Annotated in this window: 20 protein-coding genes; 14 read left to right on the top strand and 6 right to left on the bottom strand. The window is 59.0% G+C overall.

Annotated elements, in window-relative coordinates; translation table 11 throughout:
- The 3 genes from MMS95_RS22425 to MMS95_RS22415 all read left to right on the top strand — a co-directional run.
- Window positions 1-1,846, top strand: a 1,846-nt coding sequence (locus MMS95_RS22425; RefSeq protein WP_242142310.1) for a molybdopterin cofactor-binding domain-containing protein, incomplete at its 5' end; no start/stop codon positions are given.
- Window positions 1,843-2,397 carry a (2Fe-2S)-binding protein gene (locus tag MMS95_RS22420; RefSeq protein WP_015379038.1) on the top strand — a complete coding sequence of 185 codons (555 nt, stop codon included), beginning with the start codon at window positions 1,843-1,845 and terminating at the stop codon, window positions 2,395-2,397. The genes MMS95_RS22425 and MMS95_RS22420, both read left to right, overlap by 4 nt.
- The gene (locus MMS95_RS22415; protein ID WP_015379037.1) at window positions 2,394-3,629 is read left to right on the top strand and encodes a cytochrome c; all 1,236 of its coding nucleotides are present in this window, start codon (window positions 2,394-2,396) and stop codon (window positions 3,627-3,629) included. Before MMS95_RS22420 ends, MMS95_RS22415 begins: the two co-directional genes overlap by 4 nt.
- A 64-nt stretch (window positions 3,630-3,693) precedes the next feature.
- On the opposite strand, the gene MMS95_RS22410 is transcribed toward MMS95_RS22415, so the two are convergent.
- Window positions 3,694-5,070, bottom strand: coding sequence for an amino acid permease (locus MMS95_RS22410; protein WP_004937488.1), 1,377 nt, complete (start codon window positions 5,068-5,070; stop codon window positions 3,694-3,696).
- A gap of 632 nt (window positions 5,071-5,702) precedes the next feature.
- On the opposite strand from MMS95_RS22410, the gene pdhR reads away from it, so the two are divergent.
- From pdhR to yacL, 6 genes are all read left to right on the top strand, one after another.
- Entirely contained in the window at window positions 5,703-6,467 is a 765-nt protein-coding gene (pdhR, locus tag MMS95_RS22405) for a pyruvate dehydrogenase complex transcriptional repressor PdhR (protein WP_004937490.1), read from the top strand.
- 165 nt (window positions 6,468-6,632) lie between these two features.
- Complete coding sequence (aceE, locus tag MMS95_RS22400; RefSeq protein WP_004937495.1) at window positions 6,633-9,296, top strand: pyruvate dehydrogenase (acetyl-transferring), homodimeric type; 2,664 nt, start codon at window positions 6,633-6,635, stop codon at window positions 9,294-9,296.
- A gap of 13 nt (window positions 9,297-9,309) precedes the next feature.
- Window positions 9,310-11,193 carry a pyruvate dehydrogenase complex dihydrolipoyllysine-residue acetyltransferase gene (gene aceF / locus MMS95_RS22395; RefSeq protein ID WP_075684628.1) on the top strand — a complete coding sequence of 628 codons (1,884 nt, stop codon included), beginning with the start codon at window positions 9,310-9,312 and terminating at the stop codon, window positions 11,191-11,193.
- Window positions 11,194-11,426: 233 nt separating this feature from the next.
- Window positions 11,427-12,851, top strand: a complete 1,425-nt coding sequence (lpdA, locus tag MMS95_RS22390) for a dihydrolipoyl dehydrogenase (RefSeq protein ID WP_004937500.1) — start codon at window positions 11,427-11,429, stop codon at window positions 12,849-12,851.
- 513 nt (window positions 12,852-13,364) lie between these two features.
- The gene (acnB, locus tag MMS95_RS22385) at window positions 13,365-15,962 is read left to right on the top strand and encodes a bifunctional aconitate hydratase 2/2-methylisocitrate dehydratase (protein WP_004937504.1); all 2,598 of its coding nucleotides are present in this window, start codon (window positions 13,365-13,367) and stop codon (window positions 15,960-15,962) included.
- 139 nt (window positions 15,963-16,101) lie between these two features.
- Window positions 16,102-16,464 (top strand): protein YacL, encoded by a 363-nt coding sequence (yacL, locus tag MMS95_RS22380; RefSeq protein WP_004937507.1) that lies wholly within the window; start codon window positions 16,102-16,104, stop codon window positions 16,462-16,464.
- Between the two features lie 32 nt (window positions 16,465-16,496).
- Here the strand turns inward: yacL and speD are convergent, their stop codons facing one another.
- The 3 genes from speD to MMS95_RS22365 all read right to left on the bottom strand — a co-directional run bounded on the left by speD (window position 16,497) and on the right by MMS95_RS22365 (window position 18,655).
- Complete coding sequence (gene speD, locus MMS95_RS22375; RefSeq protein ID WP_004937510.1) at window positions 16,497-17,291, bottom strand: adenosylmethionine decarboxylase; 795 nt, start codon at window positions 17,289-17,291, stop codon at window positions 16,497-16,499.
- A 27-nt stretch (window positions 17,292-17,318) separates the two neighbouring features.
- On the bottom strand, window positions 17,319-18,182 hold the full coding sequence (speE, locus tag MMS95_RS22370) for a polyamine aminopropyltransferase (protein WP_033632107.1): 864 nt from the start codon (window positions 18,180-18,182) through the stop codon (window positions 17,319-17,321).
- 125 nt (window positions 18,183-18,307) lie between these two features.
- A complete protein-coding gene (locus MMS95_RS22365) occupies window positions 18,308-18,655 on the bottom strand; it encodes a YacC family pilotin-like protein (protein ID WP_004937515.1) in 348 nt (115 codons plus the stop codon).
- A gap of 217 nt (window positions 18,656-18,872) precedes the next feature.
- On the opposite strand from MMS95_RS22365, the gene cueO reads away from it, so the two are divergent.
- Window positions 18,873-20,540, top strand: a complete 1,668-nt coding sequence (gene cueO / locus MMS95_RS22360) for a multicopper oxidase CueO (RefSeq protein WP_242142308.1) — start codon at window positions 18,873-18,875, stop codon at window positions 20,538-20,540.
- A gap of 98 nt (window positions 20,541-20,638) precedes the next feature.
- Window positions 20,639-21,175 carry a hypoxanthine phosphoribosyltransferase gene (hpt, locus tag MMS95_RS22355; protein WP_004937527.1) on the top strand — a complete coding sequence of 179 codons (537 nt, stop codon included), beginning with the start codon at window positions 20,639-20,641 and terminating at the stop codon, window positions 21,173-21,175.
- Window positions 21,176-21,213: 38 nt separating this feature from the next.
- On the opposite strand, the gene can is transcribed toward hpt, so the two are convergent.
- Window positions 21,214-21,870, bottom strand: a complete 657-nt coding sequence (can, locus tag MMS95_RS22350) for a carbonate dehydratase (protein ID WP_015379031.1) — start codon at window positions 21,868-21,870, stop codon at window positions 21,214-21,216.
- A gap of 210 nt (window positions 21,871-22,080) precedes the next feature.
- Between can and MMS95_RS22345 the strand changes: the two genes are divergently transcribed.
- From MMS95_RS22345 to MMS95_RS22335, 3 genes are all read left to right on the top strand, one after another.
- The gene (locus MMS95_RS22345) at window positions 22,081-23,004 is read left to right on the top strand and encodes an ABC transporter ATP-binding protein (protein ID WP_004937534.1); all 924 of its coding nucleotides are present in this window, start codon (window positions 22,081-22,083) and stop codon (window positions 23,002-23,004) included.
- Window positions 23,001-23,771, top strand: a complete 771-nt coding sequence (locus MMS95_RS22340; RefSeq protein ID WP_004937535.1) for an ABC transporter permease — start codon at window positions 23,001-23,003, stop codon at window positions 23,769-23,771. Before MMS95_RS22345 ends, MMS95_RS22340 begins: the two co-directional genes overlap by 4 nt.
- Before the next feature lie 177 nt (window positions 23,772-23,948).
- On the top strand, window positions 23,949-25,229 hold the full coding sequence (locus MMS95_RS22335; RefSeq protein ID WP_015379029.1) for a polysaccharide deacetylase family protein: 1,281 nt from the start codon (window positions 23,949-23,951) through the stop codon (window positions 25,227-25,229).
- A gap of 34 nt (window positions 25,230-25,263) precedes the next feature.
- Here MMS95_RS22335 and panD read toward each other — a convergent pair whose 3' ends face one another.
- Entirely contained in the window at window positions 25,264-25,644 is a 381-nt protein-coding gene (gene panD, locus MMS95_RS22330; protein WP_004937544.1) for an aspartate 1-decarboxylase, read from the bottom strand.
- Between the last annotated feature and the right edge of the window lie 218 nt (window positions 25,645-25,862).

Raw genomic sequence — 25,862 nt, 5'->3', positions numbered from 1 at the left:
GGCCAGGCGCAACCCGCCGGTGAAACAGCTGCTCCTGCACCCGTGCTACACCGTGGGCTACGGCTCGAAAGATCACTACAACTTCCCGTATTACGGCGCGGTGGCGGCGATGTACGGCGACGGCCACCCGGTGCGCCTGGCCAATGACCGTTTCGAGCAGTTCCAGACGGCGCTGAAGCGCCATGCGTTCGACATGAACTACCGCATCGCGGTGAATAAGCAGACCGGCGTCATGCAGTCGTTCCTCGGTGACATGACCGCGGACGGCGGCGGCCGCAGCAACTTCACCCCTTCGGTGGTGATGGTCGGCGCGACCGCCGCCCAGTCGATTTACTACTTCCCGAAAAGCGATCTGTCGTCGGTCGGGCTGGCCTCACGCGCCATCGACGCCGGTTCGGCGCGCGGTTACGGCACGCTGCAGAGCATGGCCGCCACCGAGATGATGGTGGATGAGCTGGCCGCCGAGCTGAAGATCGACCCGATCGAGTTCCGCCTGCGCAACGTGCTGAAATCCGGCATGAAAAACACCCAGGGGGCGATCCCGGCCGGTGCGATCCGCGCTGATGAAGTGCTGGAGAAGGCGGCGAAGCACGAGATGTGGCTCAAGCGCGCCGAACGCAAGGCCGAGTTTGAGAGCCGCCATCCCGGCAAGCGCTATGGCGTCGGCTTCGGCTGCGTGCAGAAAGATTTCGGCACCGGGGCGGAAACCTCGTTCGCCCGGGTGGAGCTGAGCGAAGACGGCCGCATCACGCTGCATCACAGCGGCGCGGAGATGGGCACCGGCATGTCGACCTCGCAGTCGGTATTGTGCGCGCAGTGGCTGGGCAAACCGGCCGACGAAGCCCACTTCTCGGTCACCGACTGGTCGGTATTGCCGATGGTCACCAGCGGCGATCCTTACCTGATGTCGCAGGAAGAGCAGGATAAGCTGCAAACCAACCCCAACTGGACGCCGAGCTACTGTTCGCCGTCGAGCGCCAGCAACTCGGCCTATTACTTCTCGCACAGTACCCGCGAAGCGGCGCGCCTGATCTTCGATCACGGCCTGTGGCCGGCGGCGATGGCGCTGTGGCAGGCCGGCATCGGCGGCGGCCAGGCGGCGCCGCTGGTGGTGCGGCGCGAAGATGCGCGTTGGGTCGAAGGCGGCCTGACGGCGGCGGGCATGTCGGTGCTGAGCCTCGAGCTGCTGGCCAAGACGGCTTATCAGATGGGCGGTGTCACCGGCGCGGCGGTGCACGTCTTCAACCGCTGGCAGTGGGCGGAGGCCGATTTCACGTTGAACGGCAAAAGCGAGCGCCTGCCGATCGACGGCATGGCGCTGCGCAATGCCAACGGTGAATTCAAGCCGCTGGCGCGCGGGCAGGTCTACTACCCGCCGACCCAGCGCAACAATGCGGCAGTGACCTACTACAGCGCCGTCGGCACGCTGGCGGAAGTGGCGGTGGATATCGCCACCGGCCAGGTGGAGTTGTTGAATCACCATTCGATCATGGAGTGCGGCAACCTGATCGTGCCGGAACTGGTTTCCGGCCAGCTGCAGGGCGGGCTGGCGATGGGCATCGGCCATGCGCTGCACGAATATTTACCGCTGTACGAAGACGGCCCGGGCAACGGCACCTGGAACTTCAACCGTTACCACCTGCCGCGCGCCAGCGACGTGGCGGTGTGGAAACAGAGCGGCGACATCCTGCCGGCGCTGTCGGAAACCGATCCGCCGAAAGGCATGGCGGAGGTGGTGATGATCCCGATCGTGGCCGCACTGGTCAACGCCATTGCCGACGCCACCGGCCACCGTTTCCGTGATTTGCCCGTTCGTGCAGAAAATATTCGTGAGGTATTACAATGAGCATTAAAACCCAGCCGATTTCCCTGACCATCAACGAGAAACAGTACGGCCCGATCGAGGTGCCGGAAGGCTTGATGATGATCGATTTCCTGCACGAGTATCTCGATTTGACCGGTTCGCGCCTCGGCTGCGGGCAGGGCATTTGCCATGCCTGCGTGGCGATTGTCGATCACCCGAGCGGCACCAGCGAAGAGGTGCGCACCTGCATCACCGGCGCGCATTTCTTCAACGGCAAGAAAGTGCGCACCGTCGAAGGCCACGCCAGGGTGGACGAACAGGGGGAGGTGGTTGAGCTGTCGCCGATCCAGCAGGCGTTTCTGGAGCACTACAGCTTCCAGTGCGGCTACTGCACGCCGGGCTTCGTCAACGCCGCCACCATTTTCGTGGAAAAGCTCAAGCGTGAGCCGATCGCCCGCGATCAGCTGGAGAACGCCATCGAGCAGGCGCTGGACAGCCACATCTGCCGCTGCACCGGCTACGTGCGCTATTACGAAGCGGTGCGCGACGTGGTGCTGAAAACGCCGGGCCTGCTGAAGGAGACGGCGCAATGAAAAAACGTCTCGCAGTGTTGATTGTGCTGGTGGCGATCGTGGTGATCGCGCTGCTGTGGTGGCGGGAAAACCGCCGTTACGACGGCCCGGTGCAGCAGGTGACCGCCGGCGCCGAACAGATCGCCCGCGGCCGCTATCTGGCGCAGGCCGCCGACTGTGCCGCCTGCCATACCGCCAGCGGCGGGGCGCCGTTGGCCGGCGGCTATCCGTTGGAAACGCCGTTCGGCACGATTTACGGCAGCAACCTGACGCCGTCGGCCGACCACGGCATCGGGCGCTGGAGCAAGGACGACTTCTTCCTGGCGCTGACGCAGGGAGTGGCGCCGGGCGGGCGGCACCTGTACCCGGCGATGCCTTACACCTCGTATAAGGGCATGTCGCGTCAGGACGCCGACGACATCTACGCTTACCTGATGACGCGCCCGGCGGTGGATGTGGCCATTCCGGCTAACGAGATGCCGTTCCCGTTCAACCAGCGCATGGCGCTGATCGGCTGGAACCTGCTGTTCCGCAGCCAGGATCCGCTGCCGGCCAGCTCGCAGGGCAGCTCGCCGCAATGGCAGCGCGGCCGCTATCTGGCCGATGTGCTGGGCCACTGTGGCGAATGTCACACGCCGCGCGGCGCGCTGGGGCAGATGGATCTCGGCAAGCCGATGCAGGGCGGCGATCTCGGCCGCTTCATGGCGCCGGACATTACGCCGCACGGTCTGGCGCAGCGCGGCTGGACGCCGCAGGACGTCAGCCGCTTCCTCGGCACCGGCCTTGCGCCGCAGGGTTCGGCCTTCAGCGAGATGCATATGGTGGTGGATCTCAGCACCCGTTATTTGACGCCGGAAGACCATCAGGCGCTGGCGCTGTATCTGATGGGCGAGCAGCCGCCGGCGGCAGTGCCGGTGAAAATGGGGCAGGGCAGCGATGCCGGGCGTATGGTCTATCTGGATCAGTGCGCCGGCTGCCATGCACGTGAAGGCGAGGGCAAACCGCACGTCGCGCCGGCGATGCGCGATAACGCCACGCTGCGCCAGGCGGACGGCAAGAACCTGATCGTGTCGGTGCTGGACGGCCTGCCGGCCCAGCAGTTCCCGAACGGTGAAAGCATGCAGAGCATGCCGGGCTTCGGCGAGCGTTTGAGCGATGCCGACGTGGCGGAACTGGTAAATTACCTGCGGGTGACCTGGGGCGGTTTGCCGGCGGACATCACCGCCGAGCAGGTGAAAGCGCTGCGCAAGTAAGCGGCGTTCAGGCAAAAAAAAATGGCCCGCATCTGCGGGCCATTTTATTGCGCGGTCGCGGGATTCAACGGCTGGTGACGCCGTCGACGCGTTGGCTGCGCTGTTTGATGGCGTAACCGACGGCCAGGATCGCCACCCACACCGGGATCAGCAGCACCGAGATTTGAATACCCGGCGTCAGGTACATGATCACCAGGATGCCGGCCATGAACAGCAGGCACAGGTAGTTGCTGAACGGGTACCAGAACGCTTTGAACTTCGGCACCACGCCTTCGCGGTTTTTGGCGGCGCGGAATTTCAGGTGCGCCAGGCTGATCATCGCCCAGTTGATCACCAGCGCCGACACCACCAGCGCCATCAGCAGTTCGAAGGCGCGGCCCGGGATCAGGTAGTTAATCAGCACGCACAGCGCGGTGGCGAGGGCGGAAATGCCGATGGCCACCACCGGCACGCCGCGGCCGTCGACCTTCAGCAGGCTTTTCGGGCCGTTGCCCTGCTGCGCCAGGCCGTACAGCATGCGGCTGTTGCAGTAGACGCAGCTGTTGTAGACCGACAGCGCGGCGGTGAGCACCACGATGTTCAGCACGGTCGCTACCAGGTTGCTGTTCAGCGCGTGGAAGATCAGCACGAACGGGCTGCCGCCTTCGACCACTTTGCCCCACGGGTACAGCGACAGCAGAATGGCCAGTGAACCGATATAGAAGATCAGGATGCGGTAGATCACCTGATTGGTGGCTTTCGGAATGCTTTTTTGCGGGTTGTCGGCTTCGGCGGCGGTGATGCCGACCAGCTCGAGGCCGCCGAAGGAGAACATGATCACCGCCATCGCCATCACCAGGCCCATGACGCCGTTCGGGAAGAACCCGCCCTGCGCCCACAGGTTGGTGACGGTGGCTTCCGGGCCGCCCATGCCGCTGAACAGCAGGTAGGCGCCGAACACGATCATGCCGATAATCGCCACCACTTTGATGATGGCGAACCAGAACTCCATCTCGCCGTAAACTTTGACGTTGGCCAGGTTGATGGCGTTGATCGCCAGGAAGAATACCGCGGCAGAAACCCAGGTGGGGATCTCCGGCCACCAGTACTGCACGTAGATGCCGACCGCGGTCAGCTCCGCCATCGCCACCAGGACATACAGCACCCAGTAGTTCCAGCCGGAAGCGAAGCCGGCGAAGTTGCCCCAGTATTTGTAGGCGAAGTGGCTGAAGGAGCCGGCGACCGGCTCTTCCACCACCATTTCCCCCAACTGGCGCATGATCAGAAATGCGATGAAGCCGCCGATGGCGTAGCCGAGGAGCACTGACGGGCCGGCCATTTTTATTGTTTGAGCGATACCGAGAAATAACCCGGTGCCGATTGCGCCACCTAAGGCGATGAGCTGAATATGGCGGTTTTTCAGGCCGCGCTTCAGCTGGTCACCATGCTGTTGACCATCCATCAATCTAACCCTCTGTCGTTGTGAATGCCCACCTGCCTGTAAAGCAGTGGTTACGATGTGTGTTTTGTTTTATTTACGGCGTTATAGCTATTAATTCCACGGAGCCGCTACCGTTTGGCAGAGAATAATGTTATGCGCGTCGGTTTGCACCTGCTTTGTCGTGTGAGTGATTAAGATTGCAGCAGTTTAGGAAACAAAATGCGGGTTGTGTGACGGCAGGGGGGGATTCAGTGCATGAAATAAGCAACAAATCACATAATGCGCAAAAATAACGTAGATCTGAACGGTGGGCTGCGTTCAAATAATGAACGAACCGCCGTTGCGCTGCTCGCCAAATAGCCATTCATTAAAGCGTAATAACCATGCAATAAAACTCGGGCAAAAAGTTTGCACTCTGCCTTGCGTAAGGTTTGGTAAAAGTTAAATCCCCAACCCGCCGCGTAAATGGTAATACCATCACGGCGTTACCGGTTTGCAGCGGGGTTTTCAGCGGGGTGTTAAAATGTGCGGGTAACCTGATTTCGATCAAGGCCCGTATGGACAGGAGGTGAATACTTTGTTACTTTACCGTCACGTTTTTGAAATTGGTATTACCAATTGACTCCGCGCCATTCGCAGAGAAGAATTCACTCATGGCCTACAGCAAAATCCGCCAACCCAAGTTGTCAGATGTTATCGAGCAACAGCTCGAATACCTGATCCTCGAGGGGACACTGCGCCCAGGCGAAAAACTGCCTCCGGAGCGCGAGCTGGCGAAACAATTTGATGTCTCCCGTCCTTCTCTGAGAGAGGCCATTCAGCGCCTTGAAGCGAAAGGGCTGCTCCTGCGCCGTCAGGGCGGCGGCACCTTCGTGCAAACTAATCTGTGGCAGAGCTTCAGCGATCCGCTGGCCGAGCTGCTGGCCGACCATCCCGAATCACAGTTCGATCTGCTGGAAACCCGTCACGCGCTGGAAGGCATTGCCGCCTATTACGCGGCGCTGCGCGGCACCGATGAAGATCTGGCGCGCATCCGCGACTGCCACATCGTGATTCAACAGGCTCAAGACAGCGGCGATCTCGACGCCGAAGCCGATGCGGTCATGCAGTATCAAATCGCCGTGACCGAAGCCGCTCACAACGTTGTGTTACTTCACCTGCTACGCTGCATGGGGCCGATGCTGGAACAGAACGTGCGTCAGAACTTTGAATTGCTCTACTCGCGCCGTGAGATGTTGGCAAAAGTGAGCAGCCACCGCGCCGGAATTTTTGAGGCGATTGTGGCACGCGAGCCGGAAAAGGCCCGTGAAGCCTCGCATCGCCACTTGGCGTTTATCGAGGAAATCTTGCTGGATCTCAGCCGGGAGCATACTCGGCGCGAGAGATCGCTGCGGCGTCTCCAGCAACGCAAGGATTAAGAGCTGTCCTCTTCAGGGTACACCAGCCTGCGGGGGTTAAGTTCGAGGTACTTAGTTAAGTACTTAAGCGGCAACTAAACTGATGGGCCTGTCTTCGTGTGTTTTGGCACAGAACACAGGAAGACAGGCTCCAAACAAACCATTAGACAGATAAGGAATACCACCATGTCAGAACGTTTAAACAATGACGTGGATCCGATCGAAACCCGCGACTGGCTGCAGGCGATCGAATCGGTCATCCGTGAAGAGGGTGTTGAGCGAGCTCAGTTTCTGATTGATCAGGTATTGGGAGAAGCCCGCAAAGGCGGCGTTAACGTTGCGGCCGGTGCTGCAGCGCACAACTACGTCAACACCATCGCGGTAGAAGACGAACCGGCTTACCCAGGCAACCTGGATCTGGAACGCCGCATTCGCTCTGCGATCCGTTGGAACGCGATCATGACCGTTCTGCGCGCATCCAAGAAAGACCTGGAGCTGGGCGGCCACATGGCTTCCTTCCAGTCTTCCGCGACCTTCTATGAAGTCTGCTTTAACCACTTCTTCCGCGCACGCAACGAGAAAGACGGCGGCGACCTGGTCTACTTCCAGGGCCACATCTCTCCGGGCGTTTACGCGCGCGCCTTCCTTGAAGGCCGCCTGACCGAAGAACAGATGAACAACTTCCGTCAGGAAGTGCACGGCAACGGCCTGTCCTCTTACCCGCATCCTAAGCTGATGCCGGAATTCTGGCAGTTCCCGACCGTATCCATGGGCCTGGGCCCAATCAGCGCCATCTATCAGGCGAAGTTCCTGAAATACCTGGAACACCGCGGCCTGAAAGACACCTCTGAGCAGACCGTTTACGCCTTCCTGGGCGACGGCGAGATGGATGAGCCGGAATCCAAAGGCGCCATCACCATCGCCACCCGCGAGAAGCTGGACAACCTGGTGTTCGTCATCAACTGCAACCTGCAGCGCCTGGACGGCCCGGTCACCGGTAACGGCAAGATCATCAACGAACTGGAAGGCATCTTCTCCGGCGCAGGCTGGCAGGTGCTGAAAGTGATCTGGGGCGGCCGTTGGGACGAGCTGCTGCGCAAAGACACCAGCGGTAAACTGGTTCAGCTGATGAACGAGACCCTGGACGGCGACTACCAGACCTTCAAATCCAAAGACGGCGCTTACGTGCGCGAGCACTTCTTCGGCCGTTACCCGGAAACCGCGGCGCTGGTCAAAGACATGACCGACGACGAAATCTGGGCGCTGAACCGTGGTGGTCACGATCCGAAGAAAATCTTCGCTGCACTGAAAAAAGCGCAGGACACCAAAGGCAAACCGACCGTTATCCTGGCCCACACCATCAAAGGTTACGGCATGGGTGAAACCGCGGAAGGTAAAAACATCGCTCACCAGGTGAAGAAAATGAACATGGAAGGGGTTCACCACTTCCGCGATCGTTTCAACGTGCCGGTTGCCGATGCTGACATCGAAAAACTGCCGTACATCACCTTCGAGAAAGATTCCGAAGAGTACAAATACCTGCACGAACGTCGCCAGGCGCTGAAAGGCTACGTGCCTACCCGTCTGCCGGAGTTCACCCAGAAGCTGGAAATGCCGGCGCTGGAAGATTTCAGCTCGCTGCTGGAAGAGCAGAACAAAGAGATCTCCACCACTATCGCCTTCGTGCGTGCCCTGAACGTGATGCTGAAGAACAAGTCGATCAAAGATCGCCTGGTGCCAATCATCGCCGACGAAGCGCGTACCTTCGGTATGGAAGGTCTGTTCCGTCAGATCGGTATCTACAGCCCGAACGGCCAGCAGTACACCCCGCAGGACCGTGAGCAGGTTGCTTACTACAAAGAAGACGAGAAAGGCCAAATCCTGCAGGAAGGCATCAACGAACTGGGCGCAGCCTCTTCCTGGCTGGCCGCAGCGACCTCCTACAGCACCAACGATCTGCCGATGATTCCGTTCTACATCTACTACTCGATGTTCGGTTTCCAACGTATCGGCGACCTGTGCTGGGCAGCGGGCGACCAACAGGCGCGCGGCTTCCTGATCGGCGGGACCTCGGGCCGTACTACCCTGAACGGCGAAGGTCTGCAGCACGAAGATGGCCACAGCCACATTCAGTCTCTGACCATCCCTAACTGCATCTCTTACGATCCGGCTTACGCGTACGAAGTGGCGGTGATCATGCACGACGGTCTGGTGCGCATGTATGGCGACAACCCGGAAAACGTGTACTACTACCTGACCACGCTGAACGAAAACTACCACATGCCTGCGATGCCGCAGGGTGCGGAAGAAGGTATCCGCAAGGGTATCTACAAGCTGGAAACGCTGGAAGGCAGCAAAGGCAAGGTGCAGCTGCTGGGCTCCGGCGCCATCCTGCGCCACGTGCGCGAAGCTGCGCAAATCCTGGCGAAGGACTACGGCGTGGGTTCCGACACCTACAGCGTGACCTCGTTCACCGAACTGGCGCGCGACGGCCAGGATTGCGAGCGCTGGAACATGCTGCACCCAACCGAAACGCCACGCGTGCCTTACATCGCTCAGGTGATGAGCGACGCGCCGGCGGTAGCCTCTACCGACTACATGAAACTGTTCGCCGAACAGGTTCGTACTTATGTGCCGGCCAGCGATTATCGCGTACTGGGCACCGACGGCTTCGGTCGTTCGGACAGCCGCGAAAACCTGCGTCACCACTTTGAAGTCGATGCGTCCTACGTGGTGGTTGCTGCTCTGGGTGAACTGGCTAAACGCGGTGAGATCGAAGCTTCTGTGGTTGCTGACGCAATCAAGAAATTCGACATCAACCCGGAAAAAGTTAACCCGCGTCTGGCCTAAGAGGTACTGAATAATGTCTATCGAAATCAACGTACCGGACATCGGTGCAGATGAAGTCGAAATCACCGAGATTCTGGTGAAGGTCGGCGATAAAGTTGAAGCGGAACAATCGCTGATCACCGTGGAAGGCGACAAGGCTTCCATGGAAGTGCCCTCCCCGCAGGCGGGCGTGGTGAAAGAGATCAAAGTGGCGGTCGGCGATAAAACTGAAACCGGCAAACTGATCATGATCTTCGAAGCGGCAGGCGCAGCGGAAGCTGCTCCGGCGGCGAAAGCGGAAGAAAAACCGGCGGCGGCAGCAGCTGCTCCGGCTGCCTCTGCTGCCAAAGACGTTGCCGTGCCTGACATCGGCGCCGACGAAGTCGAAGTGACCGAGATCCTGGTGAAAGTGGGCGACAAGGTGGAAGCCGAGCAGTCCCTGATCACTGTGGAAGGCGACAAGGCTTCCATGGAAGTCCCTGCGCCGTTCGCGGGTACCGTGAAAGAGATCAAGATCGCGACCGGCGACAAAGTGAAAACCGGTTCCCTGATCATGGTGTTCGAAGTGGCCGGCGCCGCTTCCGCTGCTGCTCCGGCTGCGGCTGAAGCACCGGCTGCCGCTGCAGCGCCTGCGGCCTCTGCGGCCAAAGACGTCGCCGTGCCGGACATCGGCGGTGACGAAGTCGAAGTGACCGAAGTGATGGTCAAGGTAGGCGACAAGGTTGCCGCCGAGCAGTCTCTGATCACCGTGGAAGGCGACAAGGCCTCCATGGAAGTGCCAGCGCCGTTCGCGGGCACCGTGAAAGAGATCAAGATCGCGACCGGCGACAAAGTGAAAACCGGCTCCCTGATCATGGTGTTCGAAGTGGAAGGCGCTGCGCCTGCCGCTGCCGCCGCGCCAGCCGCTAAAGCGGACGCTGCGCCGGCGCCGGCCGCCGCTAAAGCCGCCGCTCCGGCTGCGAAAGCTGAAGACAAAGGCGAGTTCGCCGAGAACGCGGCCTACGTGCACGCGACTCCGGTCATTCGTCGTCTGGCGCGTGAATTCGGCGTTAACCTGGCGAAAGTGAAAGGCACCGGTCGTAAAGGCCGCATCCTGCGCGAAGACGTTCAGGCTTACGTGAAAGACGCGGTGAAACGCGCTGAAGCGGCTCCGGCTGCTGCCGGCGGCGGTCTGCCGGGCATGCTGCCATGGCCGAAAGTGGACTTCAGCAAGTTCGGCGAGATCGAAGAAGTCGAAATGGGCCGCATCCAGAAGATCTCTGGTGCGAACCTGAGCCGCAACTGGGTGATGATCCCGCACGTGACTCACTTCGACAAAACCGATATCACCGATCTGGAAGCGTTCCGCAAGCAGCAGAACGAAGAAGCGGCCAAGCGCAAGCTGGACGTGAAGTTCACGCCTGTCGTGTTCATCATGAAAGCCGTTGCTGCCGCTCTGGAGCAGATGCCGCGCTTCAACAGCTCGCTGTCCGAAGATGGCCAGAAGCTGACGCTGAAGAAATACATCAACATCGGCGTGGCGGTAGATACCCCGAACGGCCTGGTGGTTCCGGTGTTCAAGGACGTGAACAAGAAGAGCATCACCGAGCTGTCTCGCGAGCTGATGACCATCTCCAAGAAAGCGCGCGACGGCAAGCTGACCGCGGGCGAGATGCAGGGCGGCTGCTTCACCATCTCCAGCCTGGGCGGTATCGGGACGACTCACTTCGCGCCGATCGTCAATGCGCCGGAAGTGGCTATCCTGGGCGTCTCCAAGTCTGCGATGGAGCCGGTCTGGAACGGTAAAGAGTTCATGCCGCGCCTGATGATGCCGATGTCGCTGTCCTTCGACCACCGCGTTATCGACGGTGCCGATGGTGCGCGCTTCATCACCATCATCAACAACATGTTGTCCGACATTCGCCGTCTGGTGATGTAATGCAAAAGGGGCGCAGCATGCTGCGCCCCTGACGATTCTGTAGCAGTTTTGTCGGATTTTGCATAACTCGACAAAATTGTTGAGACACGGGTCACTCGAACACGCTTTGCAGATTATTAACAATTCTGTAAACTGCTCGCGGTGTAAGCGTCCCGGTGGATGAAGGGCGTTATGAGATCGATTAGCAATAAAAATGACGTCTGACCCGCCGGACAATCAATTAAGAGGTCATGATGAGTACTGAAATTAAAACTCAGGTCGTGGTACTTGGGGCGGGCCCGGCAGGTTACTCTGCAGCCTTTCGTTGCGCTGACTTAGGTCTTGAAACCGTTCTGGTTGAACGTTATTCCACTCTGGGCGGGGTTTGCCTGAACGTGGGATGTATCCCTTCCAAAGCACTGCTGCACGTTGCCAAAGTGATCGAAGAAGCCAAAGCGCTGGCCGAACACGGCATCGTTTTCGGCGAGCCGAAAACCGACATCGACAAAGTGCGCGTCTGGAAAGAAAAAGTCATCACTCAGCTGACCGGCGGTCTGGCTGGCATGGCCAAAGGCCGTAAAGTGAAAGTGGTCAACGGCCTGGGCAAGTTCACCGGCGCTAACACCCTGGTTGTGGAAGGCGAAAACGGCCCAACCACCATCAACTTCGACAACGCCATCATCGCCGCAGGTTCTCGTCCGATCCAACTGCCATTCATTCCTCATGAAGATCCACGCGTGTGGGATTCTACCGATGCGCTGGAACTGAAAACCGTCCCAGAGCGTCTGCTGGTTATGGGCGGCGGCATCATCGGCCTGGAAATGGGCACCGTATACCATGCGCTGGGTTCACAGATCGACGTCGTTGAAATGTTCGATCAGGTTATCCCGGCGGCAGATAAAGACGTGGTGAAAGTCTTCACCAAACGTATCAGCAAGCAGTTCAACCTGATGCTGGAAACCAAAGTGACCGCGGTAGAAGCCAAAGAAGACGGCATCTACGTCACGATGGAAGGTAAAAAAGCGCCGGCAGAACCACAGCGTTACGACGCGGTGCTGGTGGCGATCGGCCGCGTGCCGAACGGCAAACTGCTGGACGCCGGCAAAGCCGGTGTTGAAGTTGACGAGCGTGGCTTCATCAACGTCGACAAACAGCTGCGCACCAACGTGCCGCACATCTTCGCCATCGGCGACATCGTCGGTCAGCCGATGCTGGCGCACAAAGGCGTGCACGAAGGCCACGTCGCCGCAGAAGTTATCGCCGGCATGAAGCACTACTTCGACCCGAAAGTGATCCCATCCATCGCTTACACCGAGCCGGAAGTGGCATGGGTGGGTCTGACCGAGAAAGAAGCGAAAGAGAAAGGCATCAGCTACGAAACCTCCACCTTCCCGTGGGCGGCTTCCGGCCGTGCGATCGCTTCCGATTGTGCAGACGGCATGACCAAACTGATCTTCGACAAAGAAACTCATCGCATCATCGGTGGCGCGATTGTCGGCACCAACGGCGGCGAACTGCTGGGTGAAATCGGTCTGGCTATCGAGATGGGCTGCGACGCAGAAGACATCGCGCTGACCATCCACGCTCACCCGACCCTGCACGAATCCGTGGGCCTGGCGGCGGAAATCTACGAAGGCAGCATCACCGATCTGCCTAACCCGAAAGCCAAGAAGAAGTAATTCTGCTGGTTTGACTGGTCATCAAGCGGCTCCTGAAAAGGGGCCGTTTTTTTTGCTCAGATGCAGAACGCGGTTTTTTGTGGCCGCTGCGCCAAATTCCGATCCTCATGCTTATATCCACTCTAATTATATGGGTATAATGTCCTGCTAGTCCGGCAGCCGATTACGCTGCGCTCAACGATTCAGCAAAGATTTAATGTTGCTTTTATGTGAACGAATTAACAACCGTTTCAAATCCTGATATGCTGGCTGAGCGGAACCGGGCACTGTACCTTACAGTCCAGGACATCGACAGCAGTGCCCCGTCAGGATAGATGGCATCAATATCGCCGTGCGCTCTACCCATCAGTCTTTCATGCTGTAACGCTGTTTGACCGCGCTTGTTTGCCCCAATCACCGTTTCGGGGCCTTTACGGGCCGATCGCCTAGCCACAGAGTGAAACCCAAAGGGTATAAACCCGGTTTGCATATACGCCAGGCACAATAAATGACAATGAGAGCGAGGAGAACGTCGTGCTAGAAGAATACCGTAAGCACGTAGCCGAGCGTGCTGCTGAGGGCATCGCCCCTAAGCCGCTAGACGCCACCCAAATGGCCGCGCTGGTCGAACTACTGAAGAATCCGCCAAAAGGCGAAGAAGAATTCCTGTTAGACCTGCTGATTAACCGTGTTCCACCGGGCGTCGACGAAGCCGCCTACGTCAAAGCAGGTTTCCTGGCGGCCATCGCCAAAGGTGAAGCGACATCCCCCCTGGTTACCCCCGAGAAAGCGATTGAACTGTTAGGCACCATGCAGGGCGGCTATAACATTCATCCGCTGATCGAAGCGCTGGACAACGAGAAGCTGGCGCCGATCGCCGCCAAAGCGCTGTCCCACACGCTGCTGATGTTCGACAACTTCTACGACGTGGAAGAGAAGGCCAAGGCCGGTAACCCGCACGCCAAACAGATCATGCAGTCCTGGGCCGACGCCGAATGGTACCTGTCGCGCCCGGAGCTGGCGGAAAAGATCACCGTCACCGTGTTCAAAGTCACCGGCGAAACCAACACCGACGACCTGTCTCCGGCGCCGGACGCCTGGTCGCGCCCGGACATCCCGCTGCACGCGCTGGCGATGCTGAAAAACGAACGTGAAGGCATCGTGCCGGATCAGCCTGGCAGCGTCGGCCCGATCAAACAGATCGAGCTGCTGAACAAGAAAGGCTTCCCGCTGGCCTACGTCGGCGACGTGGTCGGCACCGGTTCCTCCCGTAAATCCGCCACCAACTCGGTGCTGTGGTTCATGGGCGACGACATCCCGCACGTGCCGAACAAGCGCGGCGGCGGCGTGGTGCTGGGCGGCAAGATTGCGCCTATCTTCTTCAACACCATGGAAGATGCCGGCGCCTTGCCGATCGAAGTGGACGTGTCCGAGCTGAACATGGGCGACGTGATCGACGTTTACCCGTACAAAGGTGAAGTGCGCAACCACGAGACCGGCGCGCTGATCGCCAACTTCGAGCTGAAAACCGACGTGCTGCTGGATGAAGTGCGCGCCGGCGGCCGTATCCCGCTGATCATCGGCCGCGGCCTGACCACCAAGGCGCGCGAAGCGCTGGGCCTGCCGCACAGCGACGTGTTCCGCATCGCCAAACCGGTTGCCGCCAGCAGCAAAGGCTTCTCGCTGGCGCAGAAAATGGTCGGCCGCGCCTGCGGCGTCGCCGGCATTCGCCCTGGCGAATACTGCGAACCGAAGATGACCTCCGTCGGCTCTCAGGACACCACCGGCCCGATGACCCGCGATGAGCTGAAAGACCTGGCCTGCCTCGGCTTCTCCGCCGATCTGGTCATGCAGTCGTTCTGCCACACCGCTGCGTACCCGAAACCGGTCGACGTGACCACGCACCACACGCTGCCTGATTTCATCATGAACCGCGGCGGCGTCTCGCTGCGCCCGGGCGACGGCGTGATCCACTCCTGGCTGAACCGCATGCTGCTGCCTGACACCGTCGGCACCGGCGGCGATTCCCACACCCGCTTCCCGATCGGCATCTCCTTCCCGGCCGGTTCCGGCCTGGTGGCGTTTGCCGCCGCGACCGGCGTGATGCCGCTGGATATGCCTGAGTCGGTGCTGGTGCGCTTCAAAGGCAAAATGCAGCCGGGCATCACCCTGCGCGATTTGGTGCACGCCATCCCTTACTACGCGATCCAGCAAGGTCTGCTGACCGTCGAGAAGAAGGGCAAGAAAAACATCTTCTCCGGCCGCATTCTGGAGATCGAAGGCCTGCCGGATCTGAAGGTCGAGCAGGCGTTTGAGCTGACCGATGCGTCCGCCGAACGTTCCGCCGCCGGTTGTACCATCAAGCTGGACAAGGCGCCGATCGAAGAGTACCTGAACTCCAACATCGTGCTGCTGAAGTGGATGATTTCCGAAGGCTACGGCGATCGCCGTACGCTGGAGCGCCGTATTCAGGGCATGGAAAAATGGCTGGCGGATCCGCAACTGCTGGAAGGCGATGCGGATGCGGAATACGCGGCGGTGATCGACATCGATCTGAACGAGATCAAAGAGCCGATCCTGTGCGCGCCGAACGATCCTGACGACGCGCGCCTGCTGTCCGACGTGGCCAACAGCAAGATCGATGAAGTGTTCATCGGTTCTTGCATGACCAACATCGGCCACTTCCGCGCGGCGGGCAAGCTGCTGGATCAGCACAAGGGCCAGTTGCCGACCCGTCTGTGGGTGGCGCCGCCAACCAAGATGGATGCGGCTCAGCTGACCGAAGAAGGCTACTACAGCGTCTTCGGCAAGAGCGGCGCGCGTATCGAGATCCCGGGCTGCTCGCTGTGCATGGGCAACCAGGCGCGCGTGGCGGACGGCGCGACGGTGGTTTCCACCTCAACCCGTAACTTCCCGAACCGTTTGGGCACCGGCGCCAACGTCTATCTGGCGTCTGCCGAACTGGCCGCGGTAGCGTCCCTGCTGGGCCGCCTGCCGACGCCGGACGAGTACCAGACCTATATGGCGCAGGTCGACAAGACGGCGGCGGATACCTACCGCTACCTGAACTTTGACCAGCTGGGGCAGTACACCGAAAAAGCCGACGGCGTGATCTTCCAAACCGCCGTGTAAGCCGCTATATTGCGCAACTGTTTAACGGGAGGCCTTGGCCTCCCGTTTTATTTTACTCAGTTGCCAACTTTGCGAGCGCTCACTGAGTTAGTCCGCCATTTATGTTTACACTAAGAAAAAGGGCTCAGGAGGGCATGCTATGGATTACGAATTTCTGCGTGACGTCACCGGTCAGGTGATCGTCAGATTTTCGATGGGGCATGAAGCGATTGGCCACTGGATCAACGAAGAAGTCAAAGGCGATTTCAACCTGCTGGACCGCATTGAAGCCGGTGCGGCCGAGGTCAAAGGCAGCGAGCGTCAATGGCAGCTGGAAGGCCATGAATATACGCTGCTGATGGACGGTGAAGAAGTGATGATCCGCGCCAATCAGCTGGAGTTCGAGGGCGATGAAATGGAAGAGGGGATGAACTATTACGACGAAGAAAGCCTCTCATTCTGCGGCGTTGAGGATTTCCTGCTGGTGTTGAAAGCCTATCGTTCTTTCATGCTGAAGTACTAAGCATCAGGGCGCGGCGTGCCGCGCCCTTTCCATCACAGATGCGGAATATTGCGGCCGTAATAGATTTCCTGCATCTCTTTCCATAACAGATCGGTGATCTGCTTGCGCTCGGCGGCGCTCAATGCCTCCGGCTCCGCGTTAAACAGGTAGTGCTTCAGATCGAAATCCTTCAGCAACATCTTGGTATGGAAGATATTTTCCTGGTAAACGTTCACGTCCATCATGTGGTACAGCGCCTTGATGTCTTCCGACATAAAGTTCTGGATCGAATTGATCTCATGATCGATGTAATGTTTCACGCCGTTCACGTCGCGGGTAAAACCACGCACGCGATAGTCCATGGTGACGATGTCGGATTCCAGCTGGTGAATTAAATAGTTCAGCGCCTTGAGGGGCGAAATGACGCCGCAGGTCGAAACCTCGATATCGGCGCGGAAGGTGCACAGCCCGCCTTCCGGATGGCTTTCCGGGTAGGTGTGTACGCAGATATGGCTTTTGTCCAGGTGCGCGACGACCGTATTCGGCAGCGGACCGGGGTGTTCCGACGTATCGACGTCTTTCGGATCGATCGGCTCTTCGCTGACCAGGATGGTGACGCTGGCGCCCTGCGGCTCGTAGTCCTGACGCGCGATGTTCAGAATATTGGCGCCGATGATCGAGCAGGTTTCGCTCAGGATCTCGGTTAACCGGTTGGCGTTATATTGTTCGTCTATGTAGGCGATATAGCCATCGCGATCGTCCGCGGTTTTGGCGTAACAAATATCGTAAATACAAAAACTCAGGCTCTTGGTCAGGTTGTTGAAGCCGTGCAGTTTTAGCTTATGCAATTTGGGCCACCTCCTTTATCTTCTCGCTTAACGTGTTACGTTCAGGGCATTGAGCAAATATTGCGGCAGGGCAAAGCTGCCGACGTGAATTGCCGGGTTGTAATAACGGCAGTGTAGGCCGCTTTGGTTAAAGCGCTGTTGCAGGGCAGGCAGATCGCGCTGGCGCAGCGCCGGGTCCTGGCTCGCCCAGGCGAAGGTCATGATGCCGCCGTAATAGGTCGGGATCGCCGCCTGATAGAAGCTGACGTCGCTAAAGTAGCGGCTCAGTTTGGCGTGGCTGTTGACCGTCTCGTCCTGCTGCAGGAAACAGACGCCGTTCTGCGCGACGAAAATGCCGCCCTCATTCAGGCAGCGGGCGCAGCCTTCATAAAACGCCGAGGTGAACAGGCTTTCGCCGGGGCCGATCGGATCGGTGCAGTCGGAGATGATCACATCGAACGTTTCGTCGGTTTGATTCACGAAGTTGACGCCGTCGTCGATCACCAGCTTGAAGCGCGGATCGTCATAGGCGCCGGCGCTGTGGTTGGGCAGGTACTGGCGGCAGAACTCGACGACGCCGGCGTCGATCTCGACCATGGTGATCTGCTCCACGCCAGGGTGCCGGCTGACTTCACGCAGCATGCCGCCGTCGCCGCCGCCGATGATCAGCACTTTCTTCGCCCGGCCGTGCGCCAGCAGCGGCACGTGGGTCAGCATTTCGTGATAGATGAACTCGTCACGCTCGGTGGTTTGCACCACGCCGTCGAGCGCCATCACGCGCCCCAGCTCCGGGTTCTCGAAGATCACCAGATCCTGATGATCGGTCTTCTCGCGGTACAGCACCTTCTCTACCGAGAAGTACTGGCCGAAGCCCGTATGCAGCGTTTCGTACCAAATTTCTTTCTGGGTCATGTGCGGGAAACTCCGTAATAACAGCCATGAAAAATCGGCGCAACATCATAGCTAACTCTGCCTGGCGATGCACGGTTGAATTTCAGACAGAGAGAGCGTTAAGCGGATGGGAGAAGGGGAAAGAATTAATTGGCGTAGGCCAGCAGGCTCAACGAGTCGCGCGCCAGCGATTTGCACTTCTTGGGCGTTGGAATGGCGATGCCGCTGAGATCCCGATAGCTGTCTTCGCCCAGCGCCTTCATATTGAAACTGTTGTAGTTGCTCAAATCCCAGCGGTTTTGTTGCGCGAAATAGACAATGGCGCGTTTGATTTGCGCGTTTGGCAAATCGTTGTAGCCGCAATCATTTTTCAAATAAATAAATACCGCCGTCAGATCGGCCAGATCTTCCGCCTCGGATTCATTCAGCGCCAGACTGGCGTTGGAGAAGCCCAGCATCGCCAGCAACAGCATCGATAACGTTGTTTTTTTCATCATGAAATAGGCCTGTTTGTCGTCTGCTGACGTTACCACACTTGTCTGTAAAGGCACCAAATTTTATTGCCGGCGGGCCGGCGTCGCGCTTGCCAGTCACACTCTCTTGATTGTGAGGCATAGCTTAAAATACCGCCAGGAAAGGCTTGACCTTCCGCCTGGGGGAAGGTTTAGGCTGGCGGCATTGAGTTATGTCACTGAGAAAAGGGAGTCAGCGATGTTACGCCGTGATTTTATTAAATTAACCGCCGCGCTGGGCGCGTCGAGCGCATTGCCGTTATGGAGCCGAGCCGCCTGGGCGGCCGATAGGCCGGCCCTGCCGGTACCGCCGCTGTTGACGCCCGACGCGCAGGGAAAGATTGCGCTGGCGCTGCAGGCGGGGGAAACCCGCTGGTTGCCGGGCGCCGCCACTAAAACCTGGGGATTCAACGGCGCGCTGCTCGGGCCGGCGGTGAAGCTGCAGCGTGGCCAGCCGGTGACGGTCGATATCAAAAACCGCCTGGCGGAGGCCAGTACCGTCCACTGGCACGGTCTGGAAATTCCCGGCGACGTCGATGGCGGCCCGCAGGCGCTGATCCATCCCGGCGCGACGCGCACGGTGAATTTCACCGTTGATCAACCGGCGGCTACCTGCTGGTTCCACCCGCATACGCACGGTAAAACCGGCAGCCAGGTGATGATGGGGCTGGCGGGGCTGGTGCTGCTGGAAGACGACGAAAGCGCCAAACTGCCGCTGCCGAAAACCTGGGGGCAGGATGATATTCCGGTGATCCTGCAGGATAAGCGGCTGGGCAAAGACGCGCAGATCGAATACCGCCTGGACGTGATGAGCGCGGCGGTGGGCTGGTTTGGCGATCGCATGTTCACCAACGGCGCGCAGTATCCGCAACATCTGGCGCCACGCGGCTGGCTGCGTCTGCGTTTCCTCAACGGTTGTAACGCCCGCTCGCTGAATCTGGCGGCCAGTGACAACCGTCCGCTGTACGTTATCGCCAGCGACGGCGGTTTCCTGGCGGAGCCGGTGAAGCTGACCGAGCTGCCGATGCTGATGGGCGAACGCTTTGAAGTATTGGTCGATGCCTCGGATGGGAAAGCATTCGATATCGTGACGCTGCCGGTGAAGCAGATGGGCATGACGTTGGCGCCGTTCGATCAACCGCTGCCGGTGCTGCGCATTCAGCCCTCGCTGGCGCAGGGCATTAAAACCATGCCGGATAGCCTGGTGAAGCTGCCGGCATTGCCTGCTATCACCGGTATCCAGGAGCGCTGGCTACAGCTGATGATGGATCCGCAGCTGGATATGCTGGGCATGCAGGCGCTGATGGATCGCTATGGCCACCAGGCGATGGCTGGCATGAGCATGAATCATGGCGCGACGGGTGGCGCAGACATGCAAGGCATGGACCACGGTAACATGAAAGGCATGGAGAAGGGCGGCATGCAGGGCATGGATCACGGCAACATGAAAGGCATGGATCATGGCAAGATGGCCGGGATGGATCACGGCGGCGCGCAGGGCAAAGCCAAACCGTTCGACTTCAGCCACGGCAACATGATCAACGGCAAGGCCTTCGACATGACCAAGCCGATGTTCGCCGCCAAACGTGGCCAGTATGAGAAATGGACCATTTCTGGTGAGGGCGACATGATGTTGCACCCGTTCCACATTCACGGCACCCAGTTCCGTATCTTGTCGGAAAACGGCAAACCGCCGGCGGCGCATCGCAGCGGCTGGAAGGACACGGTGCGCGTCGAAGGGTGGCGCAGCGAAGTGCTGGTGCGCTTCGATCATCCGGCAAGCAGCGAACATGCGTATATGGCCCACTGTCACCTGTTGGAACACGAAGATACCGGCATGATGATGGGCTTCACCGTCGACGAATGATCGCGGTCCGGCGCTCACGTGGCGGCGCGCTCGCGTCGCCACCGGCGAAAGGCTATGCTAAACTCTGCGCCTTTCTTCCGGCAACTGACCTGAATACTATGAAACACACTGTAGACGTAATGATTTCCGAGCAGGAAGTTAAGACCCGTATCGCCGAACTTGGCCGCCAGATCACCGAACATTACCGCGACAGCGGCAGCGACATGGTGCTGGTCGGGCTGCTGCGCGGCTCCTTCATGTTCATGGCCGATCTCTGCCGCGCGATCGAGGTGCCGCACGAAGTCGACTTTATGACCGCCTCCAGCTACGGCAGCGGCATGTCCACCACCCGCGACGTGAAGATCCTCAAGGATCTGGACGAAGACATTCGCGGCAAAGACGTGCTGATCGTGGAAGACATCATCGATTCCGGTAACACGCTGAACAAAGTGCGCGAGATTTTGGCGCTGCGCGGGCCGAAGTCACTGGCGATTTGCACCTTGCTGGACAAACCTGAGCGCCGTGAAGTGCAGGTGCCGGTTGAATATGTCGGCTTCTCGATCCCGGATGAGTTCGTGGTGGGGTATGGCATCGACTACGCTCAGCGTTATCGTCACCTGCCGTACGTCGGCAAAGTGGTGCTGCTGGACGAGTAATTGGATGTGGGGCGCGGCAAGCCGCGCCCGCGGCGGGGTTATACGCCTTTATCCTGCTTCAGTTTGGCTATCGCTTTGCGGTAGCCCATCTCCAGGCTCTCGCGGCTGGTCGCCAGCACTTCCATATCGCGCAGGCGGCCGTCCTGAATGCCGTACACCCAACCGTGGATCATCACCTTCTGGCCGCGCTTCCAGGCTGATTGCATGATGGTGGAGTGGCCCAGGTTGTACACCTGTTCAATGACGTTGATCTCGCACAGCATGTCGAAACGCTGTTCCGGCGGCAGCTCGCCCAGCAGCGAGCTGTGCTTGTACCACAGATCGCGAATGTGCAGCAGCCAGTTGTCGATCAAACCCAGCTCCGGGTTTTCCACCGCCGCCTGCACGCCGCCGCAGCCCAGGTGGCCGCAGATGATGATGTGTTCGACTTCCAGCACATCTACCGCATACTGCACCACCGACAGGCAGTTAAGATCGGTGTGTATTACGAGGTTCGCCACGTTGCGATGGACGAACAGTTCACCCGGCTCGAGGCCGGTCAGGCGTTCTGCGGGAACGCGGCTGTCAGAGCAACCAATCCATAAGAAGCGGGGCTTTTGCGCCTGGGCTAAACGTTCAAAAAAATCCGGGTCTTCCTGACTGATATTGGCCGACCAGGCCTGGTTGTTGGCGATAAGCTCTTCGATTTCTTTCATGGAGGTGATTGACCCGTAACGGACAGATTGCGTTGGGGTAATATAGGGTAAGCGTCACAATTTGGAAATCGGAACAGTGGTGCAGCCTCATTTAGCGCACGGATTCGACGCAGTGAAAACGTCGCCGATGCTAGGATTATCGTTAGTGTTTCAAGCCTCGCAAACAGGGGAGTGGCGGCATACTCATCGTTATAAGGTACTATTTTACATATGAATTATGCACTGGAATTAGCGCAGCTGACCAAGACTTACGCCGGTGGCGTCAAGGCGCTGCGCGGCATTGACCTGAGCGTCGAAGCGGGGGATTTTTATGCCCTGCTGGGGCCAAACGGCGCCGGAAAGTCCACCACCATCGGCATCATCAGCTCGCTGGTGAACAAAACGGCCGGCAGCGTACGGGTATTCGGTTACGACATCGATAAAGACATCGTCAACGCCAAGCGCCAGCTCGGCCTGGTGCCGCAGGAGTTCAACTTCAATCCGTTTGAGACCGTGTTGCAGATCGTGGTGAACCAGGCGGGTTACTACGGCGTCACGCGGCGTGAAGCGATGGCGCGCGCCGAAAAATACCTCAATCAGCTGGATCTGTGGGGCAAGCGCAACGAGCGCGCCCGCATGCTGTCCGGCGGCATGAAGCGCCGCCTGATGATCGCCCGCGCGCTGATGCATCAGCCGAAGCTGCTGATCCTCGATGAGCCGACCGCCGGGGTGGATATTGAGCTGCGTCGCTCGATGTGGGGCTTCCTGAAAGATCTGAACGCCCAGGGTACCACCATTATCCTCACCACCCACTATCTGGAAGAGGCGGAAATGCTGTGCCGCAACATCGGCATCATCCAGAACGGAGAACTGGTGGAAAACACCTCGATGAAGGGGCTGCTGGCCAAGCTGAAGTCGGAAACCTTCATCCTCGATCTGGCGGCGAAGAGCCCGCTGCCGAAGCTGGACGGTTACCGCAGCCGCCTGACGGATACCTCGACGCTGGAAGTGGAGGTGATGCGCGAGCAAGGGCTGAACGGCCTGTTCGCCCAGCTGAGCGCGCAGGGCGTGCAGGTGCTGAGCATGCGCAATAAGGCGAACCGCCTGGAAGAGCTGTTTGTCACCCTGGTTAACGGCAATGGAGAGAAAGCATGACGCGTTTGTATTGGGTGGCCTTACAGAGCATCTGGGCCAAAGAGGTAAACCGGTTCGCGCGCATCTGGATCCAGACCCTGGTGCCGCCGGTGATCACCATGACGCTGTACTTCATCATCTTCGGTAACCTGATCGGCTCGCGCATTGGCGATATGCACGGCTTCAGCTACATGCAGTTCATCGTGCCCGGCCTCATCATGATGGCGGTCATCACCAACTCCTATGCCAACGTCGCCTCGTCGTTCTTCAGCGCCAAGTTTCAGCGCAACATTGAGGAACTGCTGGTGGCGCCGGTGCCGACCCACGTGGTGATCGCCGGCTATGTCGGCGGCGGCGTGGCGCGCGGCATCTGCGTCGGCGTACTGGTGACCATCATCTCACTGTTCTTCGTGCCGCTGCAGGTGCACGCCTGGTGGGTGATTGCGCTGACGCTGCTGCTGACGGCGATCCTGTTCTCGCTGGCGGGGCTGATCAATGCGGTGTTCGCCACCACTTTCGACGACATCAGCCTGATCCCGACCTTCGTGCTGACGCCGCTGACTTACCTGGGCGGGGTGTTCTACTCGCTGTCGCTGCTGCCGCCATTCTGGCAGGCGGTGTCCAAGCTGAACCCCATCGTTTATATGATCAGCGGCTTCCGCTACGGTTTCCTCGGCATCAACGACGTGCCGCTGGCGTTCACCATGGCGGTGTTGGTGGCGTTTATCGCGGTGTTTTACCTGCTGTCCTGGTACCTGATCGAGCGCGGCCGCGGCCTGCGCAGCTGATCGTATCGCGCCCTCGCTTTCCCGGCGGGGGCGCTTTTCTTGATTTGGCGCAGGCGGCGCGTAAATCAATAGAATTGCTCAAATAACCGCTAGTTCCCCGCTGTTCAAATCGTGCTATGCTGGCGCTCCACATTTCCTCCACTTTTGTCATTACGCACTCGTAAGCAGAACATCATCATGCGGTCTCAATACACGTTAACGGCTGGGTTGCTCGGCATTCTGATGTCGTTGGTTTCCCCTGTGAGCCTGGCTAGTCTGCTGTCGGAAGACAGCGCGGTTAAATCTGAATACATGGAAGCGCAGCGCGATAGCGAAGTCTATGCGTTGGTGGGCGAGCATGTGATCCCGGTAGGGGAAGTGAAGCGCGGGCAACTGCTCCAAGTCTTCCCGGCGGATGCGGAATACTACGAATTCAAATTCGGGCACGGTACCGGCTTTATCGATAAAGACGACGTGCGTGAATTGAAGAAGTCGCGCAAGGTGCAAGACGATCTGGGCGAGCTGAACAAACCGCTGACCAACCAGAATCTGATCACGCAAAAAACGATCGACGTATACACCGCAGCGGACAAGGACAGCGAGGTATTGGGCACGCTGGAAGGCAACCTGCGCTATCCGATCATCGGCAAGCTGAAGGATCGCCTGAACAACACCTGGTACGAAGTCAACATCGGCGAGCGGCTGGGGTTCATTAATGAGTTGGACTGCGAGATCGATAACGGCATACCGGTGCTGACTTACCACCACCTGCTGAAAAACGAAGAGAACAAACGCTTCCGCCACACCTCGACCACCACTTCAGACGTGGCGTTCAGCAACCAGATGACCTACCTGAAGCAGGCGGGCTACGACACCATTTCGCTGTACCAGCTGGAAGCCTACCTGAAAAATCAGATCAACCTGCCGGGCAAGGCGGTCGTGCTGACCTTCGACGACGGGCTGAAATCGGTGTATCGCTACGCTTACCCGGTGCTGAAGGATTACGGTTTCCGCGCCACGGCGTTCATCATCTCTTCGCGCATCAAACGCCATCCGCAGAAATGGAACCCGGACTCGCTGCAGTTTATGAGCGTCTCGGAGCTCAAGCAGATTCAGGACGTGTTCGACGTGCAGTCGCATACCCATTTCCTGCACCGCACCGACGGTAATCGCCAGCCGATTTTGCTGAGCCGTTCGCTGCACAATATCGAGTTTGATTTTGAGCGCTCACGCCGCGCGCTGTCGCAGTTCAATCCGCACGTGCTGTATCTGTCTTACCCGTTCGGCGGCTATAACCAACGGGCGATTCAGGCGGCGCAGGACGCCGGTTTCCATCTGGCGGTGACCACGGTGCAGGGCAAGGTAAAGCCGGGGGATAACCCCTATACGCTAAAGCGGCTGTATATTCTGCGCACCGACTCGATCCAGACCATGGCGGATCGGATAGCCAACAAGCCGGGCACGGTGGTGGTGCAATAAGGAAGAACGGGCGCGCAAGGCGCCCGTTTTATTGTCAGGCGACCTGAACCGGCACGGCTTTCGCCTTGCGCTGCAGGTTGTTGTCACCTTCGAAATAGGCGACTTTCGGGTGGTGTTGGCGGGCGTCGGCGTCGGTCATTTGCACATAGGAGCAGATGATCAGTTTGTCGCCGACGCAGGCGCAGCGCGCGGCGGCGCCGTTGACCGAAATGATGCGCGAACCGCGCTCGGCGGCGATGGCGTAGGTGGAGAAGCGCTGGCCGTTATCCACGTTGTAAATATCGATCGCTTCATATTCCAGAATGCCGGCCGCTTCCAGGAAATCCTGGTCGATGGCGCAGGATCCTTCATAGTGCAAGTCAGCCTGAGTGACTTTGACGCGATGCAGCTTGCCTTGCAGCATAGTACGTATCATAGCTTTACCTAACTGAATATCGGCCTTCACAGGCGCTGGGGTTGAACATCTCTCCTGCATCCCTGCAATCTCTATCGTCACCGATTGCCCCGCCATTGTCTACCTATGGTCAGGGCGGTAGGGTGACGACAGTATAAAAAACGGCTTACAGCGTCAGGTCGACCTGCTGGTTGTCGATAAGACGCGCCTTGCCCAGCCAGGCTGCCATCAGCACCACC

Origin of the sequence: Serratia sp. PGPR-27 (genome assembly GCF_022678525.1) — a bacterium.
Lineage (GTDB): Bacteria > Pseudomonadota > Gammaproteobacteria > Enterobacterales > Enterobacteriaceae > Serratia > Serratia nematodiphila.
Note: the sequence above shows the minus strand (reverse complement) of the source record. Positions and strands in the feature narration are given on the sequence as shown.